This window comes from Pseudoalteromonas sp. S408 (genome assembly GCF_005886645.1).
Classification (GTDB): Bacteria; Pseudomonadota; Gammaproteobacteria; order Enterobacterales; family Alteromonadaceae; genus Pseudoalteromonas.
In genome coordinates this window covers 305556-331600 of the sequence record NZ_PNDY01000001.1, presented here as the reverse complement: position 1 = coordinate 331600, position 26045 = coordinate 305556, and the positions used below count along the sequence as shown (strand labels likewise).

Annotated in this window: 22 protein-coding genes; 6 read left to right on the top strand and 16 right to left on the bottom strand. The window is 39.0% G+C overall.

Annotation, left to right across the window (positions count from 1 at the left end):
* Nucleotides 1–69: 69 nt before the first annotated feature.
* The gene (locus tag CWB62_RS01640; protein WP_249310712.1) at nt 70–1326 is read left to right on the top strand and encodes a L,D-transpeptidase family protein; all 1257 of its coding nucleotides are present in this window, start codon (nt 70–72) and stop codon (nt 1324–1326) included.
* 11 nt (nt 1327–1337) lie between these two features.
* Entirely contained in the window at nt 1338–2336 is a 999-nt protein-coding gene (locus tag CWB62_RS01635; protein WP_138528850.1) for a D-Ala-D-Ala carboxypeptidase family metallohydrolase, read from the top strand.
* 58 nt (nt 2337–2394) lie between these two features.
* On the opposite strand, the gene pelG is transcribed toward CWB62_RS01635, so the two are convergent.
* From pelG to CWB62_RS01565, 14 genes are all read right to left on the bottom strand, one after another.
* Entirely contained in the window at nt 2395–3759 is a 1365-nt protein-coding gene (pelG, locus tag CWB62_RS01630) for an exopolysaccharide Pel transporter PelG (protein WP_058403009.1), read from the bottom strand.
* Nucleotides 3747–5264, bottom strand: coding sequence for a GT4 family glycosyltransferase PelF (pelF, locus tag CWB62_RS01625; protein WP_138528848.1), 1518 nt, complete (start codon nt 5262–5264; stop codon nt 3747–3749). The genes pelG and pelF overlap by 13 nt, the downstream gene beginning before the upstream one ends.
* Nucleotides 5257–6240 carry a tetratricopeptide repeat protein gene (locus CWB62_RS01620; RefSeq protein ID WP_138528846.1) on the bottom strand — a complete coding sequence of 328 codons (984 nt, stop codon included), beginning with the start codon at nt 6238–6240 and terminating at the stop codon, nt 5257–5259. The genes pelF and CWB62_RS01620 overlap by 8 nt, the downstream gene beginning before the upstream one ends.
* A complete protein-coding gene (locus CWB62_RS01615) occupies nt 6233–7534 on the bottom strand; it encodes a PelD GGDEF domain-containing protein (protein WP_138528844.1) in 1302 nt (433 codons plus the stop codon). Before CWB62_RS01615 ends, CWB62_RS01620 begins: the two co-directional genes overlap by 8 nt.
* Complete coding sequence (locus CWB62_RS01610; protein WP_138528842.1) at nt 7531–8046, bottom strand: protein PelC; 516 nt, start codon at nt 8044–8046, stop codon at nt 7531–7533. Before CWB62_RS01610 ends, CWB62_RS01615 begins: the two co-directional genes overlap by 4 nt.
* Before the next feature lie 14 nt (nt 8047–8060).
* Nucleotides 8061–11342: a tetratricopeptide repeat protein gene (locus tag CWB62_RS01605; RefSeq protein WP_058403004.1), complete on the bottom strand. Its 3282-nt coding sequence runs from the start codon at nt 11340–11342 to the stop codon at nt 8061–8063.
* A complete protein-coding gene (locus CWB62_RS01600; protein WP_138528840.1) occupies nt 11342–14053 on the bottom strand; it encodes a bifunctional glycoside hydrolase/polysaccharide deacetylase family protein in 2712 nt (903 codons plus the stop codon). The genes CWB62_RS01605 and CWB62_RS01600 overlap by 1 nt, the downstream gene beginning before the upstream one ends.
* A 336-nt stretch (nt 14054–14389) precedes the next feature.
* Nucleotides 14390–15379, bottom strand: a complete 990-nt coding sequence (locus CWB62_RS01595; protein ID WP_138528838.1) for a sensor domain-containing diguanylate cyclase — start codon at nt 15377–15379, stop codon at nt 14390–14392.
* Between the two features lie 240 nt (nt 15380–15619).
* Nucleotides 15620–16003, bottom strand: a complete 384-nt coding sequence (locus tag CWB62_RS01590; protein WP_058403002.1) for a DP-EP family protein — start codon at nt 16001–16003, stop codon at nt 15620–15622.
* 22 nt (nt 16004–16025) lie between these two features.
* Nucleotides 16026–19277, bottom strand: a complete 3252-nt coding sequence (locus CWB62_RS01585; RefSeq protein ID WP_138528836.1) for an nSTAND1 domain-containing NTPase — start codon at nt 19275–19277, stop codon at nt 16026–16028.
* Nucleotides 19278–19434: 157 nt separating this feature from the next.
* Nucleotides 19435–20265, bottom strand: coding sequence for a mechanosensitive ion channel family protein (locus CWB62_RS01580; RefSeq protein WP_058403000.1), 831 nt, complete (start codon nt 20263–20265; stop codon nt 19435–19437).
* 37 nt (nt 20266–20302) lie between these two features.
* Nucleotides 20303–21022 (bottom strand): LrgB family protein, encoded by a 720-nt coding sequence (locus CWB62_RS01575; protein WP_138528834.1) that lies wholly within the window; start codon nt 21020–21022, stop codon nt 20303–20305.
* Nucleotides 21015–21368, bottom strand: a complete 354-nt coding sequence (locus CWB62_RS01570) for a CidA/LrgA family protein (protein ID WP_138528911.1) — start codon at nt 21366–21368, stop codon at nt 21015–21017. Before CWB62_RS01570 ends, CWB62_RS01575 begins: the two co-directional genes overlap by 8 nt.
* An 86-nt stretch (nt 21369–21454) precedes the next feature.
* The gene (locus CWB62_RS01565; protein ID WP_138528832.1) at nt 21455–22246 is read right to left on the bottom strand and encodes a crotonase/enoyl-CoA hydratase family protein; all 792 of its coding nucleotides are present in this window, start codon (nt 22244–22246) and stop codon (nt 21455–21457) included.
* 243 nt (nt 22247–22489) lie between these two features.
* Here CWB62_RS01565 and CWB62_RS01560 point away from each other — a divergent pair, with 243 nt between their 5' ends.
* From CWB62_RS01560 to CWB62_RS01550, 3 genes are read left to right on the top strand one after another with little or no spacing between them, the layout of a single operon-like run.
* A complete protein-coding gene (locus CWB62_RS01560) occupies nt 22490–22810 on the top strand; it encodes an HI1450 family dsDNA-mimic protein (protein ID WP_006794135.1) in 321 nt (106 codons plus the stop codon).
* 44 nt (nt 22811–22854) lie between these two features.
* A complete protein-coding gene (locus CWB62_RS01555) occupies nt 22855–23667 on the top strand; it encodes a DUF481 domain-containing protein (RefSeq protein ID WP_058403321.1) in 813 nt (270 codons plus the stop codon).
* Between the two features lie 25 nt (nt 23668–23692).
* Nucleotides 23693–24181, top strand: a complete 489-nt coding sequence (locus tag CWB62_RS01550) for a hypothetical protein (RefSeq protein ID WP_138528830.1) — start codon at nt 23693–23695, stop codon at nt 24179–24181.
* Between the two features lie 38 nt (nt 24182–24219).
* Here the strand turns inward: CWB62_RS01550 and CWB62_RS01545 are convergent, their stop codons facing one another.
* Nucleotides 24220–24705: an FKBP-type peptidyl-prolyl cis-trans isomerase gene (locus tag CWB62_RS01545; RefSeq protein ID WP_008132774.1), complete on the bottom strand. Its 486-nt coding sequence runs from the start codon at nt 24703–24705 to the stop codon at nt 24220–24222.
* Nucleotides 24706–24717: 12 nt separating this feature from the next.
* Entirely contained in the window at nt 24718–25629 is a 912-nt protein-coding gene (gene ygfZ, locus CWB62_RS01540; protein WP_138528828.1) for a tRNA-modifying protein YgfZ, read from the bottom strand.
* A gap of 161 nt (nt 25630–25790) precedes the next feature.
* On the opposite strand from ygfZ, the gene CWB62_RS01535 reads away from it, so the two are divergent.
* Nucleotides 25791–26042, top strand: a complete 252-nt coding sequence (locus CWB62_RS01535) for an FAD assembly factor SdhE (protein ID WP_138528826.1) — start codon at nt 25791–25793, stop codon at nt 26040–26042.
* Nucleotides 26043–26045: the final 3 nt, after the last annotated feature.

Here is a 26045-nt window from a genome sequence, read left to right as displayed (position 1 = left end):
GTGAAGGGACTATTTATAAAAAAATGTTTTACTAAAACAAACAAAGCTACTTTGAAGGGGGCTTTGCTTGTGAGTTTAGTAAGTATGTTTGCTTCACCCATACTAGCGAGTGATGATCTAGACGGTGCTTTACTTGCCAGCACTTCACTGACCACATACAGCTCACAGCATTACACGCAAACAAGTGATAGTTATTACTTTGATCAATATTCAGCCCAATTAATAAAGCGTACTGAAAAAGCGATTAATTGGTACCAAGAAATAGTGAATCGTGGTGGGTTTATTCCTTTACCAGCCAGCGAGTTGCTAGAACTAGGCAGTAACAGTAGAGCTGTGAGTTTATTAGCAATGCGTTTATTTCAAGAACAAGATTTACACACTAACGTATGCGATGAATCGCCATGCCTTTTTGATAAACATATTGAGCGCGCCGTAAAACAGTTTCAATATCGTCATGGCTTAAACGTTGATGGGCGAGTAGGCCAGAACACGTTTGCCAAGCTTAATATTTCAGCTGAGCAAAAGCTCAATAAATTAAAGTTAAACTTTTATAGAATTACTAACTTTGCCGGTTCGAGCGATGAGCACTACGTGTTTGTAAACATTCCTGAGTATCAACTGCGTTATGTAAAGGTAGGCGATGTAAAGCTTCAAAACAACGTGATTGTTGGTAAACCTAGTTGGGAAACACCGTCGTTTAGTGACGAAATAGAAAAATTTGTAGTTAACCCTGAGTGGCGCATACCTATTTCAATTGCTACTAGAGAAATAGCTCCTAAAGTAGCAGAAGATCCTGATTACCTTGTTAAAAACAATATTGAAATCAGAAAAAACAGCTACATAGACTCACAAACAGTTAACCCCAGTAATATTGATTGGGATTCAATTAAGCCTTATCAGTTTGATCATTTTTTAGTGAAACGTGCGGGTGAAAAAAATCCCCTTGGTGAAGTAAAATATTTGTTCCCTAACCCTGAGGCAATTTATGTACATGATACACCTGCAAAGCAGCGCTTTAGCCAAACAAGACGTGCGCTATCGCATGGCTGTATAAGAATTGAAGACCCTTTTTCACTTGCACAAGAAATAATTAAACACCAAGGTGAAGAACATGCATTGGCACAAGTTAACGATGCACGCAGTGAAGACAGCACACAAACATTTTACTTGGACGAGCCATTACCCATTCATTTAGTTTATTGGACTGCGTGGGTAGATGAAAATGAGCTCGTTAACTTTAGAGATGATATTTACAATCGCGATCAAAAAGCACGCCTTAAAAATGATAACCAGTCGGTTATTGCGGCATTATTAGAAAGTAAATAATGAGAGGTAATATGAAATTAATCGGTTTTTTTTTAATCAGTATGTTGGCTACTCTGCTTAGTACGCATTTATTTGCCTCTCAGCCTGCTAAAACGGCTCATCAGGTTGTTGATATACAAAACAGGCCTGCTTTTGAGGACGCAGAATTTAGTTTAAAAATTAACGATATTGTCATGCCATACTCGCTTTTTTCGGTGTTTGTAATGCCCAATGAGCAGGTTGAATTTGAAGTGCTCTATGCGCAATCACCTGACACCTACACATTAATTAGCGATCAAAAGTCCATGCTAACTGATACTAATCGTTGGCAATGGCAGGCCCCGGATACTCCCGGTTTAACATCGGTAATAATTGAATCGCCAAATAAAAAACAACGTATGGTAATAAATGTGTTTGTAAAAGTACCTGCCGATAAAGTAGAGGGGGGTAAGTTAAAATATTACCAAATAGGGCACTACCCGAAGCCATCGCAAATCAAAGATTCAAAACATTATATTGTTCCTGATGGATTTGTTGAAGTGACTCCTGAGAATGAAAGTACCAAATTATCGCCTCACTTTTCTTTAAAAGAATTTGCGAGTAAGCAAAAAAGTAATCATCCCAAGTATCTTTTTTTGCAAAGCAAACTGCTGCTTAAGCTAGAAATAATTCGTAAGGAACTAATTTTAGAAGGCATTCCAGTTAGTAACATGGTGGTGATGAGTGGTTACCGAACACCTTATTACAATAGAGCCATTGGGAATGTGAAACTAAGCCGTCATGTGTTTGGAGACGCTGCGGATATTTTTATCGATAACGATGGAAATTACCGTATGGATGATATAAATAAAGATGCCAAATATACTATTGAAGACGCGAAAATGATGGCCAACGTCGTAGAGTCGTTAGCCAGACGTGAATCATTCAAAGGTTTATTGGGCGGGTTAGGAGTTTATGGCCCTAAAGCGCACCGAGGGGCATTTATTCATGTAGATACACGTGGCTTTAAAGCACGCTGGGTAAGTAAATAAAGTTTACACCTGATAAATAAGGAATATATTGACGCCATTTTATCAGGTGTAAGCGTCTTTATTGCAACATAAACGTTTCGTATTCTAGGTCTTCAAACTGCTTTGATAGCCAAAACAAGCCAACTACAGAGGTAATTATTGTAGAGAGAGCAAACCCGTAGCCATAAAACTGTGGCCCAAGTGCAATAGATAAATACGTAAGCACAATGTTTAATGCTAAAAATAGGCCCGAGAGCACTAACACAGTAAAGCGCTTATCAAGATAGAACAATATATTGAGAATAGATAAAAATATTACCTGCACGCCTACGCCCACTACATCAATAAAAAGGAGTGTTTTATAGTTAGGATCAATGCCAATATAGGTAAGGATTTGCTCGCCCCATAATAATAAACACGCAACGGTAATGCCTTGAATTTTAAATATGTCGTACAAGCCGCCTCGCGCTGTCGTGATCATGTTATCTTTTAAAAAGTATATCTCTTCGAGTGAGGAGCCCCCCCTAATTGCAGAATAAAAACGGTCATATTGCTCTACAAAGTCGGTTTCCATTCTTACTAAAAATACAGCCATCCCGGGGATAATCGATAAATAAGCCAGAAATATGGGAAGATCGTAAATTGGGCTAGCCCTCAGGGGACCTATGATATGAATAGATGTGCTTGGTGAAAACCAAAACAAAATTTTGTCAGCCCACACGCCAATATTGTAAAATAACCCGCAAAAAAACAGCATGTAATAGACTTTTTTTCGACTAAGAAAGTCAAAGCTGATTAGCTTATTGCCAGGGTAGCGGCGAATAATCATGAATAAAAAACTAAAAAACAGCAGCGCTTCACCAGCAAAAAAAGCAAAAAATAGTCCATCTAGCTGCCAATCTCGTAGTAAAAATGCGAGTAGTACCATGAACGCGTAGCCGCTGAGCATGGTAATTAATATAAGGCGGTACTCCTTCATACCCGATAAAAATATAGCACCTAGCCATTGATTACATAGACTAACAAAACCACCTAAAATAATAATTTTAGTTACAACGGGTAAAGGCAGAAATGGCCACACAGCAAACCCAACCAGTAATGCACCTATCGTTGTAATAAGTTGCGCACCTAGTAAATTGGGTAGTACCGAGTCATCATCTTTTGTAAAAAATAAATCAGCAACAAACCGCGTAAGCATTAGCTGTAAGCCGCCAGTTAATATTAACGAGGCCGCCATCATGTAAGTGATAAGCGTTAAAAATTGAATAATCAGTAATTTAGGGAGTACAATCCCAAGGCTTAAAATACCAATCAGCATCAGTGCAATAATTGATAATAACCAAGGGCCCGAGCCAATTAAACCTGCATAGCTATAGGCTTCAAATACAGAAAGAAGCGTGTTTTTTTTGAGAATTTTTCGAATCTCAAAACCTATTCCGGCCATGACATTGTATCCTTATACAGCTTGTTGTATCGGGCAAACATGTGGCTTTCGTCATAAAACGTTTTTACACGTTTTAAACCACTGGTTTGATACTCATGCCATTTTTCATTGTTCTTTAGTATGTTTGCTATTTGCAATGCAGTTTCGCTAGGAGATGCAATTGAGACGACTTCACCAGCTTTACCCAGTGCTTTGTCTTGATCTGTTGCTCCTTCAATAATTTCTCGGCATGAACCCACATCACTGGCCAGTACAGGAACGCCTGCTGCCATTGCTTCTAGTAATACTAAGGGTTGCGCTTCAGAAATAGATGTTAAAGCAACAAGGCCTAATTTAGGGAGTATTTCGGCAATATTTTGCATACCTAAAAATTTAACATGGTGTTCTAAATCAAGGCTTCCCACCAATAATTGACACTCCTTGTAGTATTTAGGGTCTTCTTCAAAAGGGCCTATGATCCACCCCTCTATTGTGGGCATGCTTGATTGCACTTCTTTGATGGCACGAATAAAGGTTTTAATGTCTTTTATTGGTACTATGCGGCCAATTAATCCGACGGTTAATGGAATAGTTTTAGAACGCGCAGCTAGTGCTTTAGCATAATGAGCGGTTTTAATACCGTTAGGTACGACTAACGCACGCTCCTCACAGGCTCCATCTTTAATTTGGCGTTGCCTATTGCCTTCGTAAAGTGAAATGATTTTATCGGCTTGGTGATAACTTGTGCGGCCTACTTGTTCAAAGAAAGTGATCCACATTCGGCGAATAAAGCCCATTTCGGTATTTAAATTTTTACCTAAAATTGCTTCAGACTCTTTTATCCAATCGGCTTGAATTAAGTCTATTTTTCGCTCTTTTGTATAAATACCATGCTCAGTTAAGAGGTAAGGCGTGTTATTAATTACACTTGCACCAGCACCTAAAAAACCGGCATAACCTGTCGAAATAGAGTGTATGAGTTTAACTTTTGGTAATTGGCGGGCAATATCTGCAATTTTAAACAAAGGTTTATACAAGTTACGATACGACCAAAAAAAATCAATAAAAGATGATTCGTCGCAAAATGTTAAATAGTAATCTGCTAATACTTGCCAAGATGACTCACTATATAAAAAATCAGCCTCGTTTATGCCGTTTTTTTGCCCAAGTTGTTCAAATGCAAATTTAAGTAATTCAGTAGGAATAGGCTCTTTTGAGTCCCTAAAGTAACGTTGTAGTTGCTGCCAAAATTCAAATAACTCTTTTTTATATTTAACGCCGTGCTTTGCTTTTATATCAGTATTATTTTGCTCTACTAAATAGTGAACATGCAATTTTGTGACATTTTTTGGAAGTGTATATTTAATGTCGCCATAATGCTCAGAAGCACCGCCTAAAAAAATAAGCTCAAAGTTATAATGAGGTAGCCCTTCAATAATTTGATGAACCCAACTTGATACGCCCCCACGCACATAGGGATAAGTACCTTCTAACAATAATAATATATCAGCATTGGGTTTAGGCATTCCAATACTCCTGTAATTGGCGAAGCTCGCTTCCTTTAGGTTGTTCAGGTAGCTCACTTAAGTAGCGTTTACAGTCATCATATTTATTCATACAAAAGGCAACTTCGGCTTTGTAGGGTAAAACATGGCGACGCGCCATACCTAATTCAGTTGCTTGTACAAGAAAATCAAGCGCATGTTCGTAATGACCCAGCGCTAAATAAACACGCCCTAAAAATACATAATTAGCTGGTTTTTGCGCGTACTCAATACTTTGTAAACTGAGCGCTTCAGCTTTTTCTAATACATATGTTTTTAGAGCGCCTTGTGCAAGCCCTAAATAACTAAGCTCCCAATACACTTGGGCTAATTGTTGCTGTAAATTACTCAGCTCAGGTTGTTTTGTGGTGCTGGCTATTTGTTGCTGATAAACACTAATTTTTTCGTTTAATTTTGTTTCTTTAGCGTCAAGTGTTGAGTAAGCCAGTAAGCGTATATCGTCTTCTAAATCTTTGAGGGCTAGTTTTAAAATTGGGATTGCTTGGCTGTCGCGCATGTGCCGAGCAGCCATTACCGCGGTTAAGCGTTTATTGGGCTCTGTTGCATACTTTAAAATAGCTTTTACGCCACCAATTGAATAAGTAGGGTTTATTGAAATATCGCGAACTTCAAAGGGGAGCTCTGGAATTTCATGTTCTATTATTTCAGTATCGTCATTTTTAAGTGGCTTACATAGCGCGAACGTAAGCGCCAGCACGACACCTAAAATACCAAAAACAGGTAGGCTAAACAGTAACAAGAAGAATAATAGCGAGCCATTTATAAGCGTTGTTTTATATTTTTTAGGAATAAAAACGTAGCTTACAAAAGTAAAAAGTATGCTTGCAATGCAATGCAGTAAAATAACAATAAGCCAGTTTGGTGTGTCTAGAATCTCTCGCAGTGCAAAATATTCACATAAAAATGCAACTAAGGCGGCTATCACTACTTTAATCATGTAGGGTTACCAGTTTTGATAGTTCGTCTTTATTGACCGGAAATGCGACTTCTTTCTCAATAATAATATCGAGTTCTGTTAAGGTTTTACCGGTACGCTCTTTACACCAGCTGTTCATTCGCATTACAAAACCGTCTTTTTCAAGTTCATCGGCAAGCGGCATCAGTATTAATAAAACTTGTTTTTCATTATCGTATAAATAAATGTCTAACCCTCGGCGAGCTTCGGTTAAATACTCCATTAGCCTTCGAGATTCATCGTTAATACTTAGCGCATTTACCTTTAAAAAGTATGAAGGTATTTTATAACGCTTTGCTTCCTTGTTTGCGTGTTTAACTTGGCGCTTAAAGTAGGGCGACTCTTCACGTGTCATTATTGGGTTAGTGATTTCGTGACGCAATAAATCACCAATGTGTCCGGCCATGACTGCAAGTAAAGTAAGGGTGTTTTCTTTGAGAGCAAAAAACTTCACTTTTTCAACTAAAATAGCCCCATAAATTGTGTCGTTAACATCAATCAATGGAATGGCAATATGATACTTGCTATCACCCGATGAAGCTTTTGGGTTTTTAAGTGACACCAGTTCTTTTTCGTCAAACATGGCAGCTATTAACGGGTCTGAATTAGATGGCTCGCTCATTTTACCTATAGAAGCTAGTGCAGGCTCTCGTATTTTATTGTTTTCTACTTTATACAAGCCTGCTTTTTCAATCGAACCATATTCTATAAATAAATTTAAAATAACCTCTGCGGCACTGTCTAAGCGCCTTTCTTTTAACTTTCCAATTGATTCGCGTACGGCTTGTAATGACTCACGTAAACTAAGCGTATGTCCAGCAAGCATTTGTTCAATGCGGTCATGTGATGAGCTAATTAAATGATATTGGCGCGTAAATTTTTCAAGTCGATCAGATACATATGCAAGTTGAATACTTTGCTGTTGATTAGTGCGCTCCCATACATCTCTAAATTCACCTGCCACCATAACCACAATAATGTAGCCAATCATAGCGTTAATATTAAACTCACTTTGAGGGTCTAATATAGTGCTTTGTATTAGCAATAATTGCCCTACGAGTAAGGTTAAAATACTAATAAAACCTTTTGAGAACCCATAGCGAAGAGCCACAAGTAGCGGTCCTAATACCGGCCAAGAAAACCCTCCTTGCGTCCAATAGGGATCCTCAGCGTTAAATAGAACAGGCAGCCCTAAAGCTAAAGCGGTAAAAAAACATACCTCAGCCCATATCTGTAGCTCAGGAACGTCTCTTGGGCGTAAGAAATGTGTTTTCACTCACTAACCTCAATGTAAGACACTAAATCGGCAATGACATCTTGCGCCGTTGCTGCAATGCTATCGCGTCCCCAACCGCTCTTTGCAATGGTGCCGGTCCAAATTGGTGTTGTTTCCCCGTTTTTTGTAAGCGATAAAGTAAGTGCAACCACCGGTTCTCCATCAAGACCTGCTTTATAACGCCATTCTTCAATACTGCCACTAAGTACATAGTCAGCTTGTTGAGTATTGAGCCATTGCATTGCATTGTTTAAACGGTATTGATCGTCTAAAGGTGGGAGGTCTTTACTGCTATTTCTTGGCGCACGAAGTAACTTAGGTAGCTTATTTTGTTGCCAAATACTCGCTAAAATATCTTCAGCGCGTTCACCTGCCAGTGGTGTTTGTGCATGATTAACAAGCGGTAAAAAAGCCACGGTTGTTGATGGGCTAATTTCGATGTCATCAGCAATTCGGCTTGTTGTACAAGCTGATAAGAGCAAAACTAAACTAAGTAAAACTAAGCGAAACATATTCTCTCCTAACATTAAAAATGTATGTAATATCCTAATTGTAACTGTGTATCTGAGTTACCGACTTTATTACTACTTTGGTAACCGAGCTGTAATTTAAATAAATCATCACCAAGGACAGACCACCCGGCCCCACTGGAAACAGACACATCTATTGTATCGTTCAGTGTTTGATAGCCTGTACTTATGTCAAATAGCCAAGACGGGCTGGCACCCAAGTATGGGGGCGTTAATGAGCCTGTTGATGCAAATGAAGTACCTAGGGCAAAGCGCCTAAACGGCTCAATAACTATTCGTCTGGGTCTTCTGTCTGTATTAATCGCAGTATTTACTCGTTCAAAGTCTTGCCATTGCGCACTAAAGTAGGCGTTCCAAATAGGGCGATCTTTTAAAATACTGTATTGGTAGCGTGCGTTATACTCTTGTCCATTAACGAGTGTGCTGTTGTTGTCTCTACGCGTGAACGACATAGCAGCTGCTGATAGCTGCATGCTTTGTCTGTTATCAATATTATAATTTATATAAGCCGTGGCTTTATTAAGTTGCGCATAGCTGAGTAACACTTCAGATTGGCGGTTTTCGGCGTTGTAGTGTAAGTTTACGCCAACTTGAGTACGCGCATCCCACTGATAACGAGAATCTAAACTCAAGCCTTGTCGGCTAACAATATCGCCCTGATGCGTATCAACTTTTGCATTTAAAGCCCAACGGCCAAACGTCATGGTATTTTCTATTGCGAATAGCAGTCCGTTATTCCCAAGGTTTTGCTGATCGCTAAGGCTAAGTTTCCACTGACCTTTTGCATAAGGGAAATACACATTTATGTCGTATTGCGTACTATTGAGCCCAGCTTGCGGTGATAGGTTTACTTCAAGTGCGCGAAAATAAGCTGTTCGCGTGTTTCTTAAAAAGCCTAGTTGAGCTTCGTTTGGTTCGTTAATTAGCTCTTCATACCAACGTTGCATAGTTGCATAAGGTTGATTTAGGTATAAAAGCGCGCTTAATTGATCGTTTTCGCTAAGCGTATTTGTGTCAACTAATTGTTTAATTTTAATAAATTCACCTTGGGTCATGTACAACTGGAGTGTTTGCCAAGGCTCAAGTTTTTGCGCCGCACGGCGCGATAACCACCAATTTGCTTGTGCTGTGCCTATGGTTTCAGGGGCTAACTCATCGAGTGTGTTTAGCTGCATTAAATGAGGCATAGCCATAGCGCCAGCCCAGCGAAACATAAGTCCTCGGTATGCGTATTTATCTTTCGGTAAATGCTGAAGAAGATAATGATTAAGCTCTGTGGCGTTAGCGTAATAGCCAAGTTGTCTCATTACATCGGCTAAATTTACTAATGTGGTTAAGTCACTGGGCTCAGCTATCGCTAGTTTTCGTAGGTAAAAATAAGCACTGTTATATGACTTTTCATAAATTGATAAACTTGCCAAAAGCTGACCCCACGCATACGTTGGGTCGTTGTCTGCATAGTTATTTAAAATACGTGAAATCATAATACTGTCATGCATTTGCAGTGCTAACCAGCCTTGTGTAAGCACCACATCGGGGCTGTATTCGCTCAGTTTTGCGGCACGGTTAAGTGTTGTATAAGCTGAATTCAAATCGCTTTGATTTTGATACCAGTTAGAAATAATTAACCAAGCAGGGTAGAGCGCCTTGTTGTAGCGCTGCTTGTTTAGTTCATTGTGGATTCGTTCAACGGCGTTTGAATCGTTTATTTGCGTACTTAAGTTAGCAATGTCAATTAGCTGACTTTCGCTCAGTGAAGGTTGCTGCCACAAATACGTCAATAATTCATGTGGGTTGCCTTCAAATCTAAGTTGCTGGTACTGCAATAAATCGCCTGCGCCTAATTTACCCAGTGCTTTGAGTTGCTCAAGGGCATGAAGCTGTTCTTTTTTATTTTTTACCCTGAGCGCCATGTCAACGCGGGCACTCCAAAACTCGTCATCGGTACTTTGCTGCTTTTGCTTTAAAATAGTTAGTGCCGTGTTAAAGTCGTTTTTTAACCAAAACGCGCGAGCTAGCCACATTAAATCTTCTTCGTTTTTGGGACCCTGATAAATAGGCCACAAATTACGTAAACCGTTTAAGTTGCCTGTGTCATGTAATACTTTTGCTTTCCAATATTGCGATAATACGCTTTTACCGTTTATGCTTTCAAAACGCTCTATGTGTCTGAGCTCTTGTTTGGCATCGCCAATAAATTCGTTAGTTTGCATCCATTTAGTAAAGCCATTGCCTTTTAGTTGCCTATTTTTAGCTTTATAAGCGTAAATGTCGTTAGCGTCTTGGTACAAGTATAAAGCCGTTGCATCGTTAATACTGTCTGTAAGCATTGATGCGGTAACAGCTTTATTTATCATTAACCATTTAAATTCTTTAAGTGCTTCTTTTGGCTTATTAAGCCAGCGCTTTACTTTCCAGTTAAGTAAATGAAGCTCTTTATCGTTAGGCTTTTGTTTTAGTAGTTTTGAAAGCAATATTTCAGCGCCATTAGCATCGCCATTAGCTAAGTGAAGCTGCATTGACTGTGTTAAGTATTTATTATTGTTAGGTTCTTCGCGCAGCAGTTTTGTAGCTGCAGTAATTGCATCTTCTTTATTGCCTGCTAAGTCAGCGAGATAAAGTGTGCGCTTTATGTTTGATTGATCCCCATATTGCTTCCACCACGCATAAGCTTGCACCGCTTCGTTTGCCCCGAGAGCGGTTTCAATGGCTTTTTCAGCTATTGTTTCGCTCATGTTATTTTTGTAAAGCAGCAGCGCTTTTGCAGGCTCGCCTGCGGTTAGCCAATAATCAGCGGCAATTAACGGCTTTTTGTGTGTTTGATAATAATGTGCAAGCTTAACATTCAAACCGAGTGCCTTAGCGATGCTAAGAACGTCTTCGTTCCATGGTTTATAGGCACTAACCTTTAATGAAAGCTCTTCAAATCGATCATCTTCATTGGCACCACTTGCAAGCCATAATGAGTAAAGTAATTTTATTTCAAGTTCTGTTTTACGCCGACTTTTTGTTAGTCTTTCTAGCTCACTAGTTGCGTTTGAATATTCACTCAATGCAATATGCAGTTCAACTAATTTAGCGCGCAGTTTTTCATTGTTTGGGTCAGTATTAAGTGCAGCGTGTAAGTATGACTTTTCGAATGTGTAGTCTTGTGAAAGTGCATCGTCTTCAAAAAATAAGGTGTGCGGAAATAGCGCATACAACGAAAAACAGCTAACAGCGAGTATTGTTAAAATTGTTTTTATTGAAACTAAATGAGGGCGCTTTTTGGTATTCATTACTTAGCAACCCCTGTGCAGTTCAAATAACCAAAAAAATCACCTGCAGGCAGTTTAAAGTGGGTTATTTTTCCGCGAGTGATACCTTTATACCTTTTTCCCATGTGAGATATAAATTGGCATGAGCGGGCATTCACTAAATCAAGTGTTGCAGGTATCCACGCTTTAAAACTAACCGCACCATTTACTTGCCATGTATCTATTACTACATTGGCAGAGGCTAAATAAGGGGTATTATTTTTTTTGCTGTGGTCAAAACTAATACGCGAGATACCCTCAATAGTGTGTACGTAGTTGCCTTGTTGCGTTACCCCTAGCAGCCCATCGCTTTGTGATATGTTTGCAATATCAAAGTCGCTGGGTATGCGAAGGGTGCGAATGTTTTTTGAACTAAACAACCAGTCGCCTTTACTATTTTTAGCTAAAGCAGAAAAGTAAAAATCTTTCGCAATTTTTGCATAATGGCTTAAGTACACCGGTGTATTAGGTCTTTCTAATGCATAGTCAATATTATGCTTTAGGGCGTCAAGCCCTGCAGGAACTTCGCCAGAATAAAAATGATAGTAAATAGTATAGGGCTTTAACCTGTATGGCTTTTCGGTTATTTCAAAGGTTTCTGTTAGTCGCTTAAATCCGTAATACGGACCATGCCATAAATTAGTGTATACGTTTTCGTTCAGTATTGGCGCGTAAATTTGATACAGTAAATCACCCTCAGGGCGCGCAATCGGCGATATATGTGAAAGGCTAGGGTTATCACTATTTACATCAGTATTGCCGCCATTTACATTTAGTACACCAGCATTACGCGCTATTTTTAATGCGTCTGGACCGGGTGTAGCATCGCCCGACCACAACATAAGTACTGTTTTTTTTCCTTTAGGTACTAGCCTTTCGTTAATGTAATTAATGGTGCCGGTAATTTCTTTTTCTAAGCTAATTGTGTCATAGCCAGGTACATCTAAATGAAACCCATAGTCTGTATCTTCTTCGTCAATCTCTTTTCGGCCCGAAAGCGCGGTCCAAAAGTAAGGGTGACTATAAGTATGCGAAGCCACTTCTACATAGGGAAGTTCAAAAATACTGCGCGCAATTTTTTCTAGTTTATTACTGTGTTTAGCATGAATTCCTCCAGGCTCAATATCAGCCTGAATAATGGAAGATGTTATGGGAAGTTTATAAGGTTTAATAATATCATCGCGAATGACCTCTGCGGCATAAGGACTTCCTTCAAAGTGTGCAATGCTGGTAAAGCCATCACCATCTATATGCATAGTAAGCATTCGTCTGCCACTTTCGGTCGTTGTATCGGGTGCTAGTATAGCGGGTAATCCCATTGCTTTTGTAAGCAGTGTAAGTGGGTCAACAACCCAGTTACTGCCTTCCATTGGTAGCGTATCAATTAGCCATGGGGCGACAATAACTGCACCATATTTGGTTTTGGCACTTTGTACAATTGTGCTGCCATCAGTTGCTGTTATATCAATAAGGGTGGTGGCTTCTGGCGCTAATTTTAATAAATAAGGTTTGGTAATGGCAGGCGAAGAACCTGACTCACCTTCTAACCATGGTGTTAAATAGTTAAGTTTATAAGGGCCAGGGGGGGAGCTGTTCAGCGTTTGCACGCCTAATGCTGCTAATAATTTAGCTGATTGTGGTAGCTCACCAACAATTAATTGAGGCACAACGCCTAAGTTGCTCTCAAGCCAGTTTATAACCGTCGCAGAGTAGAAGCCGGCCATGTTGGTCCACGAAATAATTCCAGCATGTAAACTTGGGTCAACTAATGGCAGATCTCGCTTGGCCATATCAATATAGTCAGGAATATAACCTAGATACTCAATCAGAGTGGCCAGCTTTAAGTGAACCGTAGAATAAATTAGAGGTTTTAAGTCACTATTGTACGGAATAAGCACACGCCTAGGTACGGGGCTAATAGCTGATGTTCCCCAGGTTTGTAAATGCCCATCGGTCACCCAAGCATTAAACCCTGAAGCAATAATTTTTTCAGCCATTACAAGACGTTTATCAGGTTTTGCATAATCAATAACTTGCACGTTAAAGCCTAAACTTTGCGCTTTTTTAAGTTGGGCAGCTAACCATGCTTGATCGCTCTCAGTGGTAAATTTGTAGCTATTATCAAGCGGATTAAAATGGCTAAATAACCCCTCAGCGACTAAATCGGTTGCAAGGTTTTGTAGGCTAGGAAGTAACTCAAAGCCACGATTGAGCACTAATTGCTTGTTAAATACTAAAGAAAGATCTTTTATTATTGAAACTAATCCAGCCTGCTGCGCTGATTTGTTGTAGCGTGCGTTGTCTAATAATTGATAGCTATCAAGGGTGTCTAAAAACAACCCACTAAAGCCACGTTTTTTTAACGTAACAGCCGAGCTATTTAATTGTTGTTGCCATTGTGTTGAAGTTAAATCGGAAATATAGCTATTCCAATTAGGGTTTGTGGTGAGTGAATAATCACTTTCATTGTATGATTCGCCAATGCTCAAATAAGCATAAACTGAAATATTACGTTCTTTAAACCAATTTAATTCGTGCTCAGTCACTAACTCAGGTTGCACAACAACGCGCGAGTAAAAAGTCATTTCGGCTAGGGGCATTGGGGCTGAGTAGTAAAATGCGATGCTGTTATTAACGGGTTTTGCTAGTAACTGCGCTGATACTAAAAGCAAAAGCCATAAAATATATTTCATTAATGATTCGTTATATTAATTTTAAACTATTGCTCAAAGGAAGGCGTTCCGAGGCTATTCTAGTTATTTTGTATTAATTATTAAGTATTATTATATGTTAACAAAAATAAAAGGTCTATCATGTTGTTTTAAATTCATACTAACTTAACTTGTTATTTAGGCGGTGTTATTATTGCAAGTTTATGAATTTAAATAAATAAAACCGTTAATAAAGGCTTGGGTTTTAAACGGAATTTGTAAAGAAATGTAAATATTTATTGTCGGTTATGGATAAATTTAAAAGCCACTTCACTTATAAAATGGCTTTTATAAAGTTCATTGTTTTAATAGTAATCATTACCTGATACAAATCATGTTTCTTCCTTCCGACTTAGCTCTATACAAAGCGCTATCGGCCGCACACATTAATGCTTCAGATGTTCTATATTGGTTATTGTATTCACACGCTAAGCCTTGGCTAACGCTAATTTTAACGTTGTCAGGTAGGCCTATTTCTCTAAAATTTAAATTTAAAATTCTATCTTGGATACGCTTTGCTATCATTTCAGCGTTCGAAATATGAGACCGTGGTAATATCACGGCAAACTCTTCTCCACCGTATCGGGCAACTAAGCTGTCTTTTGACGGTAGGCATTCTTCAATTGTTTTTGCTACTTTTTGTAAACACTTGTCACCTTTTACATGCCCAAAGTTATCGTTAAATAGTTTAAAATAATCAATATCAATCAATATAAAACTTAATGGCTGCTTGTTCATTAGGCATGTTTGCCAATCTTTGTGGATTGTTTTTTCTAGCGTGCCACGATTTGCAATACCCGTTAGGTGATCGAGCTTTGAAAGTTTTTCGAGTACTTTATACTTTTTTATATGTTTAGAAATGTCATGCATGATGCAAATAAATAAAGGAGTATTATTGGTTGTGGCTGGTGGAATGCACGAAACCGACAGTTCTACATCTAAAAAATTACCATTGGCTTTAATTATTTTTACTTCTTTGGGGCCATGATTAAGGGGCGTTTGATAATTGTTTTTCCAACTTTCAAACATGTATTCATAATCGTTACGGTATTGCTCTTGTAAAAAATGCTGCCACTTTTTACCAATTAGTATATCTGAAGGAACATTAAAAAATCGTGCAGCTACTGGGTTTACCGATTCAAACACACCGTGTGCATTTACAATAAAAATAGCATCGGCCATCACATTAGTAACATTAATAATCGCGCTTATTTTTTCATTGTTAACGGTATTAGAAATGCTGCTCATTAATGCAGATACAGAGTTGTCGGTGTTATTTGCTCTGCTATTTTCATTATTGTTAGACATGGTGTTGCTCATTTTTATTGTTAATGAAACTTGATGTCTAGCAGTTTATTCAATTTATGGTTTTTAAACCTTTCGGTAACCTTCTGGTTTAACTTATTGATTTTTATTTGCTTGTTTTCTTTTTTAGGTGCTAATAGTTTGGCTTCTTAGTTTTCAGAGTAGTTGGGAAGGTGCCTAAAGTATCAAATGTTGCACAGGAATAAACCAGCCCTGTGCAATTTAGTAATTAACCGTTGTTAATTACTTTTCTTCTTTATTTTCAATTTGTGGATCGGCACTTTTATACGCTTTGCCATTGCACTCAACGTTAAATACTAAACAGGCAGTACCTGGGTTTTCATCGGTATCGATAATAGTAATTGTGCGGCCGTTATCGCTTACTTTAAAGCTAAAGTCTTGGGCGCAAGGCGTTTCTTTATCTACATCAGTAATAGTAGCGCCGGTGAATAAAAAGCCTTTAGCAAGTGTGGCTTCATCTAAACTATAAATGCCCGCGGTTTCGGTTCTTACAACTCCGCCGCCTGTCACTTCTTTACCATCTATAGAGTATGTAAAGTTAGCCTCGTCGTCACTGCCCAGTACAATGTTAACTGTAAAGTGAATTTGTTCTTGAGTGCTATTCATATTATTTCCTTTGTATTCATAGTTATAGTTTAAAGTCAGTAATACCAAGCTTTACTAGGCTTGCTTTTATTTTTGGGATTTCGTTAGCTCGGTTTAAGCAGGTGTAAGCCTGTACTAGCGGGTACGTAATGCGAACACTTTGATTTGTTTCTGCTGTTTTAGCAATGGCTTGAAGCGCATTTAAGCAAAATTGTTCTCGCTGCTTGCTGGTTGAAGTTAACTTAGCTTTAAGTAAATTTATTCGTGTGGGCGCTAAATTATCGCCACTTGCTATTAGATTGCCTCTATGCTGTTTATAGTTTTTATCACTTTCAAGTGCCGTCAATAACTCTTGTGCTTTAAGCGGTGACTGTTTATCAATAAAGTACTGTATAAGGCTCAATTGTGTATTAACAGTAAGGTTATTTATAAAGCCTTGATCTTTCATAAATTTGATAATTTTGGTAATTCGCTTATCAACTTTTTTATTAGGTGAAAGCACTAACTGGTGGGCCAAAAAACGATAATAAGAATGTTGAATTTCTTTACTTTTTGGATCTTGCAATCGTGCGCTATTAACTGTTTTTGTAGCTTGCTGTGCTTTTTTGTAGGCTAGCTTTTTATTAGATAAATAGCTTAATAGATAGCTTTGTTGAATATAAGTATAAGCTAAACTGCTTGCTAAACTTGCATCATCTGGGTATTCAATTAATAAACTTTTTAACTCATTTGAAGCATTTGCATACATGGTTAATGCTGCGTTAAAATCACCCAATCTTTCTTCTGTTTTAGCAAGCCAGCTGATAGTGTCGGCTTTATCGCGTAATAGGTTTTTATTATTGGGTTTAAGCTCAAGCGCTTCATTTTTAAGGGCGAGCGACTCTGCAAAGCGCTGTTTAGCGCCAGTGTAGTTAAATCGCTGTAAATATAAAGACCCCAGCGAATTGTGTGAATATGATAACTCCATAATGGCATTAAAATCATTCGGTGCTAATGAATACATTTTTTTACTGTAGATATGATATTTTTTTAAGAAAGGCTCAGTGGCTGCGTAATCGCTTTTATCGTAATGAAGCTGGCCGAGCCAAAAAGCATTGACACCGGCAAGCGCTAGTAACTCTAAGTTGCTTGGCTGAATTTTTAATAATGTTTCAAGGCGAATGCGGGCGTTTTCAAAGGCGGTGAAGGCCTCAATGGTTTTCCCGCGGGAATAGGCCACTTCCCCCATGGCTTCCAGAGTTTGTGCGAACTGAAAGCGACTTTTAAACTCGGCTTGTTGACTGCTAAAGTTAAATATCGAGCTTGGCTCCTCGACTTGATTGGTAAAATACTCAAGTGCTTTATTACTAATGCCATCAAGTAAGTCCATACGCTTTACGCTGCGTAATTTATCGGCAAAATCACCTACCATAAACCCTAGTAAGCTTTCGGCCTCTTGGCGTTTCTGCTGTGCAAGTTGCTGCGCTTGGAAGCTGGTAACACTCATAAATAAGGCAACACAGGTAAGTAAACAAAGCAGAGCGACGGTGCCACGTTTCAGGGTGGCTTTTGTCTTACTATGCTTAAGAGAGCTGGTTATAAGGGCGTGTTCGTCATCGCCTAGTTCGAATGTGTTGTCGTTTAATAAGGTAACGGCCTCTTGCAGCGGTTTTCCTGTCGCAAGGAGGTAAGCATTACTTTTGCCTTCATCTATCCAATTTTGTGCTTGGTGTTGTAAACGGCTTTTTATTGCTAATGCATCTTTGTGATCGCTTATCCACTGTTTTGCGCGCGGCCATTGACGCAATAATGCTTCGTGCGCAAGGCTAAAACAGGCTTCGCCATTTTGTAAGTGCGATACAAATAAGCGGCTATCGACCATGGCTTGTACAAGTTCTATTTGGCTGGTGTTGGTTAACGCTTGCAAGCGGGCTGCGCGGCTAGTAATAGTTTTACCATCAGGGTTTAGCGTTATTAATTGTGATAACACGCTTTTTAGTTGCAGTTGTTGTTTGTTGCTAAGGCCAATAAATACATCTTCTGCCTTTTTGCCTATGGCGCCCTCAATACCGCCAAGTTTTTTATACACACTGTGTAACAACTCATTATTATCACTGCGCTGTAAATACAGCTCTTGCAGTGTGTATTGCAGCATGGGCAGTGCATCTGGATTATTGGCGGTATCGGCGCAAAGTATTTCATCAAGAGGTGTTTGGGTTTGCGGGTCATGTGAAAACGTTAAATTAGCGGTTAACGCTGGCAAGCGAATAATTTGTTGTAGTTCATGGCGATTTGGCGGGGTTAAATCGTAATGCGCGCCATGAGCCTTGCCCACCATAAGACTTGGTTGCTCAACCACTAAAGGGTAAAAATCGTTTCTGCACGCACTAAATACAATCACCGCTTTAGACGTTGCTAAGCGCTCAATAACTGATAAAAATTGGCTACGTGTTTCATCATCAAACAAAGGTGATGAAAGAAGTACTTCTAAGCGATCTATGAACAAAAATAATTGCGGTTTGTTAAGTGTTGGTACTGATTGATTTAGTGCATTAGTTAAAGTATGGATAACATTATTGGTGTTCTGCGTTAATTGCTGGGCAAGTGTTTCGGCACTCAAACCATCAAAGACAGGCAGGTTATTTATATCCCAATCAAGCATGGCTGACGCTAAATCTAAATAAAGCCGACTGTGGTCAATATCTGCGAAATCTAGTTGAGTATACGAAACCACACCAATCCCATTGTAGCCGCGTTTATCAAGCAATTTAGGCAAAATGCCCGCGTTCACTAAGGATGATTTACCTGTACCACTTGGGCCTAAAATTAAGCAAAAAGCGCGACCAAAATGCACTTGGCTAGCCACTCTTTCCAATAAAGTGGCAATAGCCTGATTTCGGCCAAAAAACAGGTGGTTATCGGTTGTATTATAAGCGCTTAATCCTAAAAAGGGCGATCCACCTTGCCAGCTTGTTACTTTGGGGGCTTCTTCACTTAAAGGAAAGTCTAACTTTGCAATAATACGGTAGCCACGTTTTCTTATTGTTTCTATGTATTGTGGTGCACTTGCTTTATCGCCAAGAGCTTTGCGCAACTGTGTAATTATTTTATGTAGCGGGTTATCGCCTACTTCAATATTTTTCCAACAGTGGTTAAGTAGTTCGTCACTGCTAACAAGCTCCCCTTTTTTTAAGCATAAATAGATTAAAACATCCATGGCTTTTGGTTCTAGCTGCTTGTTTTTACCAGCATGTTGAATGCTGTTTGATAGGGGGCTTACCTGCCAATCGCCTAAATAAAATGGGCTGAGGTTCATAGTGACTCATTATTGTTTTTGTGGTTCTAAAAATGTATCGGCTTTTTAAGCTGTAACTTAATAGTACAGAAAAAATAACAAACCAATATGACTTTTAGTCAGTGGTGTTGAGTTATTTTAACGCCAGCCCTTGGCTAGACCAGCGTTATATTTAAAGTTATGAGTCGTTTTTATTTATAGTAACAACACGTTGCGGGAAAGGTATTTCGATATTAGCGTCGTTAATGGCTTTGTATACACCGCCGTTTATAGCTAACTTTGTTTCTATAATTTTCGTAGTAGGTACCCAGTATCGGTAACTAATGGTAACGCCGCTATCGGCAAATTGCTCAATACCTATTTGCGATGTGGGGTTTTTAGCAACGCCTTCGTGTGCATTTAAAACACCTTCTATTAGGCTAATAGCGGTATTTGAACAGGCGCTATAGGCAATATCAATCTCACCTTTTACTAAAGAATAACTAAATGAGTTATGAATAATTTCACCCACAATGTGTTTGTTTGGGATTGTTATTTCAACTTTCTCTTCGTTGATGAGTATGGTGTAACCAAGCTCTATTGTTTTTACTTGCCCGCTGACGCCTTTTACTTCAATGGTGTCACCAACCACAAATGGGCGAGTGGCTATAATTGCAAGGCCAGCCCCGTAGTTTGATAGCATGCCTTGTAGTGCTAAGCCCGCGCCCAAAGAGGCAGCACCAATGGCGGCAACAAATGGCGTTACACTAATGCCTATTTTGCCGAGCACAATAACAATTACCATCACAATAAGCAGTACTTTTACAACGCTGCTGACAAAGTTTGTTAGTGTTATGTCTATGTTGTGGCGTGTCATTATGTTGGCGACTATTTTAGATAGCTTTTGTGCTACCCACAGGCCTACCAACAATATAAAAACAGCTCCTACAATTTGCATGCTGTAGGTAACTAAATACTCAGTGAGCATGGTGTAATATTTTTCAAATTGTTCGATTTCAGAACTGATCATTATGGGCTTTTAGCTCGTGTAATTAAATTTTTGTAAACTATAGCAAACTGTTTACTAAAAAAGGATAGAGAAGTGGGACTATTATGGCAGTTAATAACGCACTGAGTGCCATAGCGACCGATGAAAATGCGCCTACTTTAGCGTGTTCAGCAAGCGCCGCTGCTGTACCAATAGCGTGACAGGCCGTACCCATTGCAACACCTTGGGATTCATGACTGCCTATTTTTACCAGTCTAAACAGCATGAAACCAAATAATGCCCCTAGTAAGCCAATAAAAATAACCATAGCGGCGGCTAAAGAGCTGATCCCTCCCAGTGAATCCGTAACAATTAACGAAATAGGCGTGGTAACGCTAAGCGCTGCTACTGAGGCACTAAGCTCTGAAGGGACCTTAAAAAATACACTTAATAAAAAAGCCACAAAGGTGGCATTTACTATACCTAAACTGCAAGTGCCTAATATGAGTAATAGATTTTTACGAACATGAATAAATTGCTGATATAAAGGCAGTGCTAAAGCCACTATGGCGGGTTCTAAAAGCCAGCTTAGTAGTTGGCTATGATGGGCAAATTCAGAATAAGGTAGGTTAAAGTTAATCAATAGCAAAGCAATAACGGCAATACTTAAAAAAACAGGGTTTGTAATTGACTTTAAAGCACTGTTTTCCATGCGTGTATTAAACGCCCTAAGCAGTAAAAACAAAGCAATAATGATAGGCACACACAACCACCAAAGGTCAGGTTTTAATTCAGTCATTGTTTTTTCTACTTTTGAAAAAAACCATTACTGAGCTAACTAACAATAATGTACTTGCTGGCACAATAAAAATAACAGACATTAAAAAAGGCCAGTTAGATTTTATAAGGTTTAGATGTTCAATAAAGCCAACGCCAGCGGGAATAAAAAAAATAGGCATCACATTTAAAATTGGAGAGGCGCAGGGTTTTAAATATTCCTCTTTTACTATACCTGCTAGCAGTAACACTAATAAAATAACCATAGCGAGTAAAGGGGCAGGGAAGCTGCCTCCTGTAATATGCATAATAAGTTTAGCACAGGCTAAACACAGCAAAATGATTGCGCTACTTAACAGGTATTTCATCATTATTACTCAATTTTATAGAGGGCTTTTAGTTTAACAACCAATAACAATGTGTACATTGTCCCTTAGTATTAACGCCGATTTAATTACCACCGCTTAGCGTTGTTGTATTTTATATCGGATTTACCCTTTGCTTTTGCGATGGCTTTTTTTGTATTTGGGTTTGTTAGTAAACGAATTTGACTCCTAGTTTCTTTTGCGAGTATTTTTCGTTGCTGTGACTGATAGCTTAATTGAGTAATACGCTTAATAGCAGCTAGGGTATCAGGTGAGCGTTCAAGTAATGTACTTAGCAGTGTTTGGGTAGCAAGTTCTGTGTTGTTTGTTAGCTGTGTGACGAGCCCTAGCTCGTTTGCTTGCTCTGCGGTTATAGGGGTTGCATGGCTTGCAAGAAAAAGTGCTTGGTCGCGTTTAACTAGTCCGCCCATTATTACATTTGCCCCCATGTCAGGGCAAAGCCCCCAGCGAGCTTCCATGATGGCTAGCTTGGCGTCATTGTGTACAATTCTGTAATCTGCTCCTAACGCTATTTGTAACCCACCCCCTAAGCAGTTGCCATTGATTTGTGCAATAACAGGTACGCTTAACGATTGCCACCCTAGTACAACTTTTTGCGCTAAGTTTTGGTTGCCGGGTAACCATTTAAACAGTAATTTTATTATATTTACAGGTGAGGCCATAACCGCGGTAATATCAAGCCCTGAACAAAAATGTTCGCCATCACCTTTTATAATCACTGCACGAATAGTACGATCCTTTTTTATGTTTTTAATCGTGTTATTTAACGACACAAACATGGCAAAGTTTAATGCATTTTGTTTGTCGGCACGACTCAAGGTAACCGTTGCAATACCGTCTTGTTTTTCTAGTTTTATCATTATCAACTCCTCTGACCTGTTGCTTGAGCTTATGCGGTTACAAAAGGGAAGTAAAGTGATGTGGTTTTTAAAATAGATTGAATTTATTTGCAAATGGGCAGTCTGAATTACTTGGTTTTATTTTGATAATACATAAAGTGTGATTTGAGGTTAAAAAAGTCAGGTTTTTAAACGCTTTTTTATCAAATAGGTAATCAGATTTGATAACATAGCGGCAATTATTAAGGTTAAGGTTACGCAGATATGTCGGGTCCACGTTTATTTACAATCGAAGAAGCAACACATCAAGCTTATGATATTTTTTTAGAGTTAGCACCGAGTAACTTAAGTGATGATGACGTTGAAAACTTTAATGAGTACCGAGAAGATCTTGGCTTTATTGAAGAAGATGAACCGGACGACCAGTGGCAAGATTTTGTTGCGCTTGAAATTGAGCCAGAACACTTTATTCAAGTGCTAGTGGGTTTAGAGTTTGATAATGAAGATGTGCTATTTGCAAAAATTTTAATTAGCCGTGATAAAGACGCCCCGTTTTGCCATATTTTATGGAAAGAAAGTGAATAAGCCCTGCTGTTTGTTTATTTTTGATTAAGTGGCGAGATAGAATTTTGCGTAAGTATTTATTTTTAATTTTTATTTTAATTAGTGGCTCTTGCTGGGCTGTTGATCCATTTGAAGATTTTCATGAGTATGGGCAGCTTTCTGACGAAGAAATTCATGATTTACACAAAGGCGAAATGCTTTATGGCGATACTGAGTTTGGGTTTATTTTGTCTAGGGGTAATATCAATTCAACCAGCTTTAAGCTCAAAGGTAACCTTTACCAAGATTTTGAAAAGTGGCGAAACCAATTCAAAATTGACTCCCTTTATAAGCGCGACGAAAATGACGACACTGGAGACAGCGACGTAACTGCAAACCGTGTGTTTGTATCTGCACAAGGTAACTACAAAGTAGGCGTTAAAAATTCATCGTTTTTTATTTATGGCGATTACGAGGAAGATCAGTTTAGTGGCCTTAAATTTAAAAGCACCATTGCAACAGGGTATGGTGCGCGTGTTTATCAGGGCACCAAGAACAAAGTAGATATTGATATAGGGCCTGGTTTGTACCGTTCGGTAGCTGATGAAGACTCAACGGTAAGTGAAAGCGAAGAAAATAAAACCGGTTACTTACTTCGTGTTGCTATGCAATGGGAGCGACTGGTTTCAAAACGAACACGTTTTAATCAAGATGTGAGTATAGAGCAGTCATTGTCAGGGTTAAATTCACGATTAAAATCTGAAACTGCGCTGATTAGCCAGGTTATAGGGGCGGTGTCTCTTAAGTTTGCTTATATGTATCGTTATAATTCAAAACCAGAAGATGATAAACTTAAGTTTGATTCTGAGCTCAGTGCTACTTTGGTGTATAGCTTTTAAGTATTTTATTTAATTAGAGAATAATATGTATCAGCATAAACAGTATGCGGTGTTTATCTTTTTTGTTTTGACCTGGATTGGTGGCTTTGTTGCTTTAGCGTGGAATTTAATTGGGGCAGATTGGCCGTTAATTATTTTTGCAGGTGTATTGATACTGGTGGGCTTTTTGTTTCATGGCTTAACAGTTAAAGTAAACGATAAAACAATTAGCTGGGGATTTGGCCCTGGTGTTGCAGGCCAGCAAATTACGCTTAGCGATATTTCTGAGGCGAAAGCAGTTCAAAACTCTTACAGGCATGGTATTGGTATTCGTATAACTCACGATGGGTGGGTTTATACTGTGTCTGGATTTAGTGCTGTTCAGCTAACGCTTAACGATGGCACCTTGTATAGAGTGGGTACAAACGACCAACAAGGGTTACTAGACGCACTTAAAAAACAGAACGTACCAGTGGCACAGCCTAAAAAGCAACAAAGTGACCCCAAGGTGGTTAAACGTAATAATATGATATAAAAAAAGCGCCTTAGGCGCTTTTTTTATAAGAGGTTTTATTAGTGGTCGTGACCACAACCACCTTCGCCATGTACATGGCCATGGGTAAGCTCATCAGCTGTTGCATCTCGTACTTCAAGTATTTCAACATCGAAGTTTAGTGTAATACCTGCAAGCGGGTTATTGCCATCAACAATGACCTCTTCATCTTGGATATCAATAATCATTACTGATTGGTCGCCATCATCTGTTGATGCACGAAATTGCATACCCACTTCAATTTCCATACCATCGAACATCGACTTTGGTACAGCTTGCATTAGGTTGTCATGGCGTTCACCGTAACCATCTTCAGGTTCTACTTTTACGCTTAGCGTGTCACCAGGTTGCTTACCTAGTAGTGCGTTTTCAAGGCCTGAAATTAGATAACCAGTACCCACAATAAAATGTAGCGGCTCACCACCGAACGAGTTATCAATGCTGTTACCATCATTATCCATCACTGAATAATGCATTTTTACCACTTTGTTTGCCGCAACGATCATAGTCATTCCTATTTATTCATCATCTAAAGAGTAGGGCAGAGGCAGAATGTTTAGCTCTACCTGAGGCGCGTGTTTTGCACGAAGTACTTGCGTTGTTTCAGTATCGTTTGGCAACACAACAAGGCCAGTTAAGATCTTTGTTTTTTCATCAAAGCTTTGCGCAATAAGCTTACCAGCACGACGCCAGTTTTCACCCAGTTGTACTTCAAGTTCGGGTTCGTCCAGCATACTTTCACTTTGGCCTGATACGATATACATGGCTCGCTTATTTTTACCAAGGTATTTCATACGGGCTACAGTTTCTTGCCCTGTATAGCAGCCTTTTTTAAAGCTGATTCCACCAATGGCTTGTAAATTAACCATTTGCGGCACATATTCACCAATTGCATCACTGTTGAGTTGTGGTTCGCCAGCTAAAATTGCTGCTTGTTGCCATGGGGTATCATTATCGAGCGTAGAAACAGTGTCAGGTACTGCAAACTGGTTATCGACCATAAGCAGAACTCGGTTATTAGCCAGTTTTAATGCCTTACCGCTTGCAAAATCGCATGCTGAAGTGCTTTCGTTAAAGGTAATATTTAGCTCATCTAATGTAGCGGATAAGTCATCACCAATAAGACCAATGAGGCGTTTTGAAGACGCGCCTATGTCTACTTTTGCAAATACAGCGTATTTTTTTAGCTCAACTAATGATTGCTCTACCTCGGCACTGCTGCCAGATAAGTAATAACTGTCTTGGTGAGAAAAGAGCTTAAATACACCCCAAAGTTTTCCTTTGGCACTGCAGTGACCGGTCCATAAAAAATTGCTGGTGGTTAATTTATTTAGATCTTGAGTAATTTGCCCGTGCAGATAAGATAATTTATCAGCACCTGTAAGGCTAATAAGTTGGTGAGATAACGGACATGCGTAAACGCTAGACATAAAAACCTTCTTTGCAATACAAATGAAGTGACATAATAACGCAGTTGTTACGTATGGTACAGACAAGCACCCGCAGGGGTGTATTTATTTTATAGTTGATTAATAGCTGCTAAACCGGCTTGTGTTTGTTAAACTCGAGTCAATTCAGTATGAGGTTTAAAATGGTTGAAATTCATAGTAAAGCACGTATTCGTTGGGCTTGTCGTCGTGGTATGTTAGAGCTAGATGTTTTGTTTATGCCGTTTGTAGAAGAAGCATACGACTCTTTAAATGCAGAGCAACAAGCTACATTTCAGCGCTTGCTAACACAAGAAGACCCAGATTTATTTGCATGGTTTATGGGGCATGAAAAATGTGAAGACGAGCAGCTCAATAGCATGGTTCAACTTATATTAAACAGAGTTCGTGTATAGGTT